Source organism: Azospirillum sp. UFLA03-27, from assembly GCF_059803775.1.
The window spans coordinates 1-10899 of sequence record NZ_JAUQTX010000224.1; the positions used below are offsets into that span (position 1 = coordinate 1).

General features: G+C 70.1%; 10 protein-coding genes. 5 read left to right on the forward strand and 5 right to left on the reverse strand.

Annotated elements, in window-relative coordinates; genetic code table 11:
- Positions 1-268: 268 nt before the first annotated feature.
- The 4 genes from Q4I23_RS25350 to paoA form a co-directional block, all read right to left on the reverse strand.
- Positions 269-826, reverse strand: coding sequence for a glycine zipper 2TM domain-containing protein (locus tag Q4I23_RS25350; RefSeq protein ID WP_498528049.1), 558 nt, complete (start codon positions 824-826; stop codon positions 269-271).
- 121 nt (positions 827-947) lie between these two features.
- Positions 948-3140 carry an aldehyde oxidoreductase molybdenum-binding subunit PaoC gene (paoC, locus tag Q4I23_RS25355; RefSeq protein WP_498528050.1) on the reverse strand — a complete coding sequence of 731 codons (2193 nt, stop codon included), beginning with the start codon at positions 3138-3140 and terminating at the stop codon, positions 948-950.
- A gap of 3 nt (positions 3141-3143) precedes the next feature.
- Positions 3144-4094, reverse strand: a complete 951-nt coding sequence (locus tag Q4I23_RS25360) for an FAD binding domain-containing protein (RefSeq protein ID WP_498528051.1) — start codon at positions 4092-4094, stop codon at positions 3144-3146.
- Positions 4091-4774, reverse strand: coding sequence for an aldehyde dehydrogenase iron-sulfur subunit PaoA (gene paoA / locus Q4I23_RS25365; protein WP_498528052.1), 684 nt, complete (start codon positions 4772-4774; stop codon positions 4091-4093). The genes Q4I23_RS25360 and paoA overlap by 4 nt, the downstream gene beginning before the upstream one ends.
- Positions 4775-5100: 326 nt before the next feature.
- Between paoA and Q4I23_RS25370 the strand changes: the two genes are divergently transcribed.
- The 5 genes from Q4I23_RS25370 (at position 5101) to Q4I23_RS25390 (ending at position 10272) form a co-directional block, all read left to right on the forward strand.
- On the forward strand, positions 5101-6039 hold the full coding sequence (locus Q4I23_RS25370; protein ID WP_498528053.1) for a LysR family transcriptional regulator: 939 nt from the start codon (positions 5101-5103) through the stop codon (positions 6037-6039).
- Positions 6040-6177: 138 nt separating this feature from the next.
- Positions 6178-7347, forward strand: a complete 1170-nt coding sequence (locus Q4I23_RS25375) for a CaiB/BaiF CoA transferase family protein (RefSeq protein ID WP_498528054.1) — start codon at positions 6178-6180, stop codon at positions 7345-7347.
- A complete protein-coding gene (locus tag Q4I23_RS25380; RefSeq protein ID WP_498528055.1) occupies positions 7344-8189 on the forward strand; it encodes an HTD2 family dehydratase in 846 nt (281 codons plus the stop codon). Before Q4I23_RS25375 ends, Q4I23_RS25380 begins: the two co-directional genes overlap by 4 nt.
- A gap of 37 nt (positions 8190-8226) precedes the next feature.
- The gene (locus Q4I23_RS25385) at positions 8227-9102 is read left to right on the forward strand and encodes an HpcH/HpaI aldolase/citrate lyase family protein (RefSeq protein WP_498528056.1); all 876 of its coding nucleotides are present in this window, start codon (positions 8227-8229) and stop codon (positions 9100-9102) included.
- 6 nt (positions 9103-9108) lie between these two features.
- A complete protein-coding gene (locus Q4I23_RS25390) occupies positions 9109-10272 on the forward strand; it encodes an acyl-CoA dehydrogenase family protein (RefSeq protein ID WP_498528057.1) in 1164 nt (387 codons plus the stop codon).
- Between the two features lie 167 nt (positions 10273-10439).
- Here the strand turns inward: Q4I23_RS25390 and Q4I23_RS25395 are convergent, their stop codons facing one another.
- The gene (locus Q4I23_RS25395; RefSeq protein ID WP_498528058.1) at positions 10440-10865 is read right to left on the reverse strand and encodes a hypothetical protein; all 426 of its coding nucleotides are present in this window, start codon (positions 10863-10865) and stop codon (positions 10440-10442) included.
- Between the last annotated feature and the right edge of the window lie 34 nt (positions 10866-10899).

Consider the following 10899-nt stretch of genomic DNA (forward strand, 5'->3'; position numbering starts at 1 on the left):
GTTATAGTCTCGTGGGCTCGGAGATGTGTATAAGAGACAGGTGCGACCTGCTTCGGCCTCTATGCGGATGCGGAACAGGCCGCCGCCGCCGCCCGGTCGATCCGGGCGGCGCGGCCGCGCTGGTGGGCGAAGTCCGCGCGGCTCCTGCCGACCCCGGCGGACGCGCCGCCGCTGCCCAAGGGATTGGTGGCACCGTCCGCGCTCACCACCGCCCCGGCGCCGCCGGTCCCCTTCCCGGACACCGGCGGCTGGGGCGTCGGCTGAGGGATCAGCAACCACCGCCGCGGGTCATCGCGCCACCCAGCATGGCGCCGCCCAGCGTGCCGGCGGCCGTCGCCGCCAGCTTGCCGTCGCCACGCCCGAACTGCGAGCCGACCAGCCCGCCGACCGCGGCCCCGCCCAGCACGCCGATCAGGTCGCCATCGAGTGGCCCGCACTCCACGACCTGCGGTGCCGCGCGGACCACGCGCGGGCGCTGCTGGACGATCACTGGCGGCGGCTCCTCGATGTAGACGGGGGCCGGAGCATAATGCACGACCGGCGGCTCCTCATAGACCACCACCGGCGGGGGGCGGCGGACGATCACCACCCGCCCGTCGCCATAGCCGCCGTCGATGTAGCCGTGCTCGTAATACCGGCCACGCTCATGGCGCTCACGGTCATAGCGTTCGCGCTCATGATGGCGCTCCTGCTTGGCGCGCCAGCCATGGGCCGGAGCCCAGTCCGGCGGATCGGCGAGGACCGGGGACACCCCCGCGCCCAGGGCCGCCACACCGGCCAGCAGCGCGACGGCGAGGGATTTGGGGGTGAAGCGGATGTGCGTCATGATGGCTCCAGGGTACGTCTCACCCGAATGAACATCCGGGGCTGGAGTCTTCATCCATCCGACAACCGGGAAGCGCGTGACAATTTTGAGAGTGCGCGAAGGGGGTGGGGCAAGAGCAACCTCACCCCACCGCCGGCAGCCGATCCAAGAACTTGTCCAGCGTGATCGGGTATTCGCGCACCCTCAGGCCCGTCGCGTTGTGGACCGCGTTAGCGACCGCCGCGCCCACACCGCACAGGCCCAGCTCGCCCACCCCCTTCGCCTTCATCGGCGAGGAGATCGGGTCGGCCTCGTCCAGGAAGATCACCTCCTGGTGCGGGATGTCGGCGTGGACCGGCACCTCGTAGCCGGCGAGGTCGTGGTTGACGAAGAAGCCTGTCCGCTTGTCGAGCGCCAGCTCCTCCATCAGCGCGGCGCCGACGCCCATGGTCATGGCGCCGATCACCTGGCTGCGCGCCGACTTCGGGTTCAGGATGCGGCCCGCCGCACAGACCGCCAGCATCCGCCGCACGCGGATCTCGCCGGTCGCGGCGTCGACCGCCGCCTCCACGTAATGGGCGCCGAAGGTCGACTGCTGGTATTTCTTGTCGAGGTCGCCGTATTCGATGCCGTCCTCGGCGGACAGGCCGTCGGCGCCCGCCGCTTCGGCCAACGGGACCCTGCGGTTGCCGGCGACGACCTGACCGTCAACGAACTGCGCGTCGGCGGAGTTGACGCCCAGCCGCTGCGCCACCGCCTCGCGCAGTTTCACGCAGGCGGCGTAGACCCCGGCGGTGGCGTTGTTGGCGCCCCATTGGCCGCCCGAGCCCGCGGACACCGGGAAACTCGAATCGCCGAGCCGCACCGCCACCTTGTCCAGGCCCACCCCCATCATCTCCGCCGCGGTCTGGGCGATGATGGTGTAGCTGCCGGTGCCGATGTCGGTCATGTCGGTCTCGACCGTGACGATCCCGCGCTGGTCCAGCCGCACCCGCGCCGCTGATTTGGTCAGAAGGTTGTTGCGGAAGGCCGCCGCCATCCCCAGCCCCACCAGCCAGCGCCCGTCGCGCACCTGCCCCGGCTTCGGGTTGCGCTTGGCCCAGCCGAACCGCTCCGCCCCCAGGCGCAGGCACTGCACGAGCTGGCGCTGCGAGAAGGCCCGGTTTGGATCGGCGGGGTCGGTCTGGGTGTCGTTGCGGATGCGGAACTCCACCGGGTCCATGCCCAGCGTCTCCGCCATCTCGTCCATGGCGACCTCCAGCGCCATCATCCCCGACGCCTCGCCCGGCGCCCGCATGGCGTTGCCTTCGGGCAGGTCGAGCGTGGCGATGCGGTTGCCGATCAGCCGGTTCGCCCCGGCGTAGAGCAGCCGCGTCTGGTCGGTCGCCGTCTCCTCCGAGCCGCCGGGCAGGTTGCCCGACCAGCTTTCATGGGCGATGGCGGTGATCGTGCCGTCCGGCATGGCGCCGATGCGGACGCGCTGGATGGTGGCGGGGCGGTGGGTGGTGTTGTTCATCATCAAGGGCCGCGACAGCCCGACCTTGACCGGCCGCCCGGCCTGCCGCGCGCCAAGCGCCGCCAGCAGCGCGTCGGCGCGCAGGAACAGCTTCCCGCCGAAGCCGCCCCCGATGAAGGGGGAGATGACGCGCACCTTGTCCTTCGGCATCTTCAGCGTCGCCGACAGGTCGGTCACCATCCAGTCGATCATCTGGTTGGAGGTCCAGACGGTCAGCCGGTCGCCCTCCCAGGCGGCGATGGTCGCGTGCGGCTCCATCATCGCGTGGCTTTCGTCCGGCGTCGTGTAGGTCTCGTCGAGCTTCACCGGAGCCGCCGCGAAGGCGCCGGCGAAATCGCCGACCACCGAATCGCCGTCCTTGGTCTTCTCCGCCTTGTCCTTGACCGCCGCCAGATCATAGGCGCCGTCCGTGGCAGTGTAGTCGATGCGGACGAGCCCCGCCGCGGTGCGCGCCTGCTCGAAGGTTTCCGCCACCACCAGGGCGACGGCCTGCTGGTAATGCTCGATCTCCGGCCCGCCGAGCAGGGTCGCGGCGTTGCGCTTGCTCTTTTCGAGGGAGCCGGCGTTCTCCACCGTGACGATGGCGACGACGCCGGGGGCCTTTCGCGCCGCTTCCAGATCCATGGACGCGATGCGCCCCTTGGCGATGCCCGAGCCGATGACCCAGCCATAGGCGACGTTCGGCGCCACGTCGTGCCATTCATAGGCGTAGGTGGCCTTTCCCGTCGTCTTCAGCGGCCCGTCGATGCGGTCGGTCGGCTTGCCCACCACCTTCAACTGGTCGATCGGGTTGGTGGTCGCGGGAGTGTCGAACTTCATGTCTCACCCTTTCGCTTCGGCCAGCACCGAGGCGAGCGTCCGCTCGACCAGGGTCAGCTTGAATGCGTTGTCGTGCGTCGGCTTCGCATCGGCCAGCAGCCCGGCGGTGACCGCCTTGGCGCCGCGCGGCACCTCGGCCTCGGCGGCCTCGACGCGCCACGGCTTGTGCGCCACGCCGCCCAGCGCCACCCGGCCGCCACCGTCGCGCTGCACCACCGCCGCGATGGAGACGAGCGCGAAGGCGTAGGACGCGCGGTCGCGCACCTTGCGGTAGACGTGGGTGCCGCCGACCGGCTTGGGCAGCGTCACCGCGGTGATGAGTTCGCCGGGAACCAGCGCCGTCTCGATGTGCGGCGTGTCGCCGGGCAGCCGGTGGAACTCCGCGATGGGGATTTTCCGCGTCGTCCCGTCGGCCCGCACCGTCTCCACCGAGGCGTCGAGCGCGCGCATGGCGACGGCCATGTCGCTGGGGTGGGTGGCGATGCAGGCGTCGCTCGACCCGACCACGGCGAGCTGCCGGCTGTAGCCGCCGATGGCGGCGCAGCCGCTGCCGGGCTGGCGTTTGTTGCAGGGCTGGTTGGTGTCGTAGAAGTAGGGGCAGCGCGTGCGCTGGAGCAGATTGCCCGCCGTCGTCGCCTTGTTGCGCAGTTGGCCCGACGCCCCGGCGAGCAGGGCCCGCGACAGCACGCCATAGTCGCGCCGCACCCGTTGGTCGGCGGCCAGCGCCGTGTTGCGCACCAGCGCGCCGATGCGCAGCCCGCCGTCCGGCGTCGCTTCCAGCGTGTCGAGCTTCAGCCCGTTGACGTCGATCAGATGGGCCGGCGTCTCGATCTCCAGCTTCATCAGGTCGAGCAGGTTGGTGCCGCCCGCGATGAATTTGGCGCCCGGCCGGCGCTCGACGGCCGCCGCCGCCGCGGCGGGGGAATCCGCCCGCTCGTAGGTGAAGGGTCTCATGCCTCCCTCCGTGCAACGTCCGAGATCGCATCGACGATGTTGGAATAGGCGCCGCAGCGACAGATGTTGCCGCTCATCCGCTCCCGGTACTCATCGACCGTAGCCTGGGGCGCGGCGTTGAGGTCGGCGGTGACGTGGCTGGGCACACCGGCCTTGATCTCGTCCAGCATCGCCACCGCCGAACAGATCTGACCCGGCGTGCAATAGCCGCACTGGTATCCGTCATGCTCGACGAAGGCCGCCTGCATGGGGTGCAGCCTGCCGGGCAGGCCCAGCCCTTCGATGGTGGTGACGCTGCCGCCCTCGTGCATCACAGCGAGCGTCAGGCAGGCGTTGATCCGCTGCCCATCCACGATGACCGTGCAAGCCCCGCACTGGCCGTGGTCGCAGCCCTTTTTGGTGCCGGTGAGGTGCAGGTGCTCGCGCAGCGCGTCGAGCAGCGTCGTCCGCGTGTCGAGTTCGAGGTCGTGGCGCTGCCCGTTCACGGTGAAGGTGACCTTGGACAGGACGGGCGACAGAGTGGACGCTTCGGCTCCGGTCGCGGGGGGTGGCATGGCGGTCTCTCCAACGGTGGCCGCCCGCGCCGGCGCCCGGAACGGCGCCGCCGTCAGCGCGGCGGTGGCGGCGGTCCCAAGCAGGAGGCCGCGCCGCGTCATGTCGAGGTCGCCGGAATAGTGCATCGGTGGAATCCTCTTCCCTTCCTGGCTGTGACCCCGGCCCCGCGGGGCGGGGCGCAGGCGTGCGGACGGCTCATCCGCTTGTGCGGATGGGGAAAAGCTAGGCCGTGCCGGTCCGTGGATTACCCGCCGGTCTCTGATAAGTCTTATGAAACGGATCAATGGAACGCAGCGGCCCTGTGAACGGTTGAACCGGGTTTGCCCGGCGCTTTCTCATCCCGCTTTCTCATGCACTCGCCTTGATCCGCCCGCGACGCCCCGACATGATTGGCCGGCGCGGGAGGCTCGATGTCCCCGCAGGCCAAGGGCCATGCAAAGGAAGGTGAGCGTTGGATCTGCGTCAGTTGCGGTATTTCATCGGCATCGTCGATGAAGGCTCCTTCACGGCCGCGGCTCAGAAGCTGAACGTCGCCCAACCGGCCCTCAGCCACAACATCCGCAATCTGGAGGCGGGCCTCGGTGTCAAGCTGCTGACCCGCGGCGTCCATGGGGTCAAGCCGACCGCCGCCGGCACCCGGCTGTACGAGCATGCGGAGATCATCCTGCGCCACGTCGCCCAGGCGACCGAGCAGGTGCGCAACTGCTCGGGCACGCCGAGCGGGCTGGTGACCGTCGGCTTCACCTCGTCGGTGGCGCTGGTGGCGGCGGTTCCCCTGGTGCAGGCGGTCCGCGCCGAGCTGCCGCAGGTGTCGCTGCGGGTGGTCGAATCCTTCAGCGGGACGATCCTGGAATGGCTGAACGACGACCGGCTGGATTTCGGCTGCATCTACGACGTGACGCGGTCGCGCACCCTGCTGGCCGAATCGCTGGTGCGCGAGGACCTCTACCTGATCGGACCGCCGGGCGGCGAGGAGGGCGCCATCGCCTTTGACGAGCTGGCCGGCAAGGACCTGATCCTGCCGAGCCGCCCGCACAATCTGCGCGACCGCATCGAACGGGTGGCGCGCGAGACCTGCACGATCGTCACCGTGGCGGTGGAGATCAACGGGCTCCCCCAGATCAAGGCGCTGGTCGCCAAGGGGGTGGGCTATTCGGTCCTGCCGATCTCGGCGGTGATGGAGGAGTGGCGGATGGGCCAGGTCTCCGCCCGGCTGATCGTTTCGCCGTCCCTGCGCCGCTCGGTCCATCTCTGCCGGCCCCGCGGCGCCCCGGTGACCGAGGCCGCGGCGGCGGTGCGCGAGACCTTCCTGCGGGTGGTGCGTGATCTGGTCGGCGGCGGCGACTGGCCCGGCACCCTGCTGCTGGACGAGGAGGCGGCGGCGTCCTAGCGCCTTGGCCTCATAGCGCTTTGTTATGCGATGCATGCCCCATCTGTATTGGATCGGGGCCGGTCCGGCTGTTTACCATCCCAGTCACGGACAATCGGCCCAGGCCCACAGCGGAGGCTTTGCGGAATGACTTTACCCTTGTCTGGACCTCTGTCTGGACTTTTGGTCGTCTCGCTGGAGCAGGCGGTGGCGGCGCCGCTCTGCACGTCGCGCCTCGCCGACGCCGGGGCGCGGGTCATCAAGATCGAACGGCCGGAGGGCGACTTCGCCCGCGGCTACGACGCCGTGGTCCACGGGCAGAGCTCCTATTTCGTCTGGCTCAACCGCGGCAAGGAATCGGTCGTCCTCGACATCAAGACGCCCGAGGACGCCGAGCTGCTGGAGCGGCTGATCGCCCGCGCCGACGTCTTCGTCCAGAATCTGGCGCCGGGGGCGGCGGAGCGGGCCGGCTTCGGCTCGGACGCCCTGCGGCGGCGCCATCCCCGGCTGATCACCTGCGACATCTCCGGCTACGGCGACGACGGCCCCTACCGCGACATGAAGGCCTACGACCTGCTGGTGCAGAGCGAGACCGGGCTGGCCTCCATCACCGGGTCGCCGGACCAGCCGGGGCGCGTCGGCGTGTCGGTGGCCGACATCGCCTGCGGCATGAACGCCTACACCGGCGTCCTACAGGCGTTGCTGGAGCGCGAGCGCAGCGGCGAGGGATCGGCGGTGGCCGTGTCCCTGTTCGATTCGCTGGCGGAGTGGATGATGGTGCCGCTGATGCACCACGACCATGGCGGCAAGGCGCCGGGACGGGTCGGGCTGATGCACCCGAGCATCGCCCCCTATTCCGCCTTCGCCCTGGCCGACGGCCGGCAGGTGGTGCTGTCGATCCAGAACGAGCGCGAATGGGTGGCCTTCTGCGCCGACGTTCTGCTGCGGCCGGAGCTGGCGACGGATGAGCGCTTCGCGACCAACAACCGCCGCGTTGCCAACCGGCCGGAGCTGGACGCGCTTGTCGCCGCCATCTTCCGGACCATGGACCACGCCGAGGCCGTGCGCCGCCTCAACCGCGCGCGCACCGCCTTCGGCTCGCTGAACGAGGTGGCGGACCTGTCCACCCACGCGCAGCTGCGCCGCGTGACCGCCGAGACGCCGGGCGGACCGGTCGAGGTGGTGGCGCCGCCGGTGCAGGTGCGCGGCCGACCCTACGCCTCCGGCGCCGTTCCGGCGCTGGGCCAACACACCGACGCCGTCCGGCGTGAGATCTTCGAATCGACGCCGTCCGGCGTCAAACCGTCGAACAATAAGGGGGGAACATGAGCATGGACCATTTGCGCGATTGGATCGGCCGGTCGGAAGGCGCCGAGGACGTCGCGGCGCCGGTGGCGCTGACCGGACTGGCGGCGATGCTCGACCACGACACCCCGCCCTGGCCGGCGGGCGAGGTGCCGCCGCTCGGGCATTGGCTGTATTTCCTGCCGAAGGCGCTTCAGCGCGACATCGCCGAGGACGGCCACCCGCACAAGGGCGGCTTCCTGCCGCCGGTGGAGCTGCCCCGCCGCATGTGGGCCGGCGACACCCTGACCTTCCACCGCCCCATCCGCAGCGGCGAGGCGATCACCCGCCGCTCGACCATCGAGGAGGTCACCCCGAAGGAGGGCCGGTCGGGCCGGATGGTCTTCGTGAAGGTCCGGCATGAGATCAGCACCGCCGCCGGCGTCGCCATCACCGAATTCCACGACATCGTCTACCGCGAGGCCGCCAAGCCCGGCGACGCCCCCGTCCCCGGCGAGCGCCCGGCGGGCGAGGCGGTGTGGCAGCGGCGCATCCAGCCCGATCCGGTGCTGCTGTTCCGCTATTCGGCCCTGACCTTCAACGGCCACCGCATCCATTACGACCGCGACTATTGCCGCGACGTCGAGGGCTATCCGGGGCTGGTGTTCCACGGCCCGCTCAGCGCGACCATGCTGATGGACCTGTTCCTGCGTGAGAATCCGGGGGCGCGGGTGACCGGCTTCCGTTTCCGGGCGAAGCGGCCGCTGTTCGACATCCATCCGCTGACCCTGTGCGGCGCCCCGACCGCCACCGGCGCCACGCTGTGGGTGACCGACCACGAGGGCTTCGTGGCGATGTCCGCCGAGTTGGAGGCCGAACGGTCATGACGGCGGCGCATCGCGGCACGGTTGGAGGAGGCGTCTGATGTCCCTGCCGTATCAATCCTACCTCTTCGTCCCGGCCGACAACGCGAAGCTGCTGGAGAAGGCCCACCAGCGCGGGGCGGACGCCCTCATCCTCGACCTCGAGGACGCAGTCCTGCCCGCCGGCAAGCCGGACGCCCGCCGCGGGCTGCCTGCGCCGATCGACCGGCTGCATGGGCTGGGCGCGCCGGTGCTCGTGCGGATCAACAGCGGCTGGCGCGACGCCGTCGCCGATCTGGAGGCCGCGGTGCGTCCCGGCGTGGTCGCCCTGGTGGTGCCCAAGGCCGAGGACGCCGGGGCGCTGCGCGTCCTCTCCGCCATGATCGCGGAGTGGGAGGTGGAGCGCGGCCTGACGCCGGGTGCCATCGGCCTCGTCGCCCTCGTCGAGAGTCCGCTGGGGCTGGAGCGGCTGGGCGAGATCGCCACCGTCCCGCGCGTGACGGCCCTGGCGCTGGGCAGCGAGGATTTCGCCCTGACGCTGGGGGTGGAGCCGACCGAGGCGCTTCTCGCCCTGCCCTGCCGCCAGATCGCGCTGGCCGCCGCCGCCCGCGGTCTCGCGGCGATCGGCCTGCCCGGCTCGCTGGCCGAGTTCCGCGACCTCGACGCCTACCGCGCCATGGTGGCGCAGGCGCGGGCCGTCGGGATGACCGGCGCGCTGTGCATCCACCCGGCCCAGCTGCCCGTCGTCCGCGACGTCTTCGCCCCCTCCGCCGCCGACGTGGCCTGGGCCGGGCGGGTGGTCGCGGTGTGGGACGAGGCCCAGGCGGCGGGGCGCGGCGCCGTGTCCGTGGACGGGCGCATGGTCGACCGCCCCGTCGCCGAGCGGGCGAAGGCCATCCTGGCGCGCACCACCGCTACAATCAAAAACGCAGGGTGACGAGACATGAAGACCAGCATCGGTCAGGGCTTCGACGAGATCCGCGACGCCGTGCGCGCGCTCTGCGCCGAATTCCCCAGCGAGTACCATCGCCGCATCGACGAGGAGCGCGGCTATCCCGAGGAATTCGTGGACGCGCTGACCAAGGCCGGCTGGATGGCCGCCCTGATCCCGGAGGAATACGGCGGTTCGGGTCTCGGCCTGACCGAAGCCTCGGTGATCATGGAGGAGATCAACCGTTCGGGCGGCAATTCCGGCGCCTGCCACGGCCAGATGTACAACATGAACACGCTGGTCCGGCACGGCTCGGAGGAGCAGCGCCGCCGCTACCTGCCGAAGATCGCGGCGGGCGAGCTGCGCCTCCAGTCGATGGGCGTCACCGAGCCGACCACCGGCACCGACACCACCCGCATCAAGACCCGGGCCGAGAAGAAGGGCGACCGCTACGTCATCAACGGGCAGAAGGTGTGGATCTCCCGCGTCCAACATTCCGACCTGATGATCCTGCTGGCCCGCACCACGCCGCTCGATCAGGTGCGCAAGAAGTCGGAGGGCATGTCGATCTTCATCGTCGACATCAAGGAGGCGATGGAAAAGGGCATGACCGTGCGGCCCATCCGCAACATGGTCAACCATGAGACCAACGAGCTGTTCTTCGACAATCTGGAAATCCCCGCGGAGAACCTGATCGGCGAGGAAGGCCAGGGCTTCAAGTACATCCTGACCGGCCTCAACGCCGAGCGGGTGCTGATCGCGGCGGAATGCATCGGCGACGGCTACTGGTTCATCGACAAGGTCTGCGACTACACCCGCGACCGTCAGGTGTTCGGCCGCCCGATCGCCCAGAACCAGGGCGTGCAGTTCCCCATCGCCGAGAGCTTCATCGAGGTTGAGGCCGCCAACCTGATGCGCTTCGAGGCCTGCCGCCTCTACGACGCCGGGGAGCCCTGCGGCGCCCAGGCCAACATGGCGAAGTACCTCGCTGCCAAGGCCTCGTGGGAGGCGGCGAACGCCTGCCTGCAGTTCCATGGCGGCTTCGGCTTCGCCAGTGAGTACGACGTGGAGCGCAAGTTCCGCGAGACCCGGCTGTATCAGGTGGCGCCCGTCTCCACCAACCTGATCCTGGCCTACGTCGCCGAGCACGTCCTGGACCTGCCGAAGTCCTACTGACCGGACAGGTGTTCCCGGGCGCAATTCCTCATCGGTGCCGGAGGTGGCCTGAAAGCCGCCTCCGGGTTTGAGCTGATCCGCCGCCCGAAAAGGAAAAGGTGGGTGACGGAGCCCGGAAGGCCCCGTCACCCGCCTTGTTTTTTGGAGTGCGCTCCGGCCCCGCCGCCTCAGCCGAACCAGGCGGCGACGTTGCCGGTCTGGCCGAGGATGGTGATGCGGTTGCCTCCGCCGACGTCGAGGGTGGTGTTGCCGCCCTCCACCCGCGCCGAGCGGATCACCGCGCCGAGGTCCATGCTGGCGTCGTAGAGCGCCAGACGGTCGACCCCGACCTGGAAGTCCATCACCACCGATCCGCCCGACGCCCGCCCGAAGGCGAAGACGTCCGCCCCGGCGCCACCCCACAGCGTGTCCGCACCGCCGTCGGCGAACAGCACGTCGTTGCCCGACCCGCCGTTCAGTAGGTCATTGCCAGCCCCACCGAACAGCGTGTCGTTGCCGTCCTCGCCGAACAGCGTGTCGTCGCCGCCGTCGCCGCTGGCCAGGTCGTCGCCCGCGCCGAGACCGATCAGGTCGCGCCCCTGTCTCTTATACACATCTCCGAGCCCACGAGACTATAACAGCTATCTC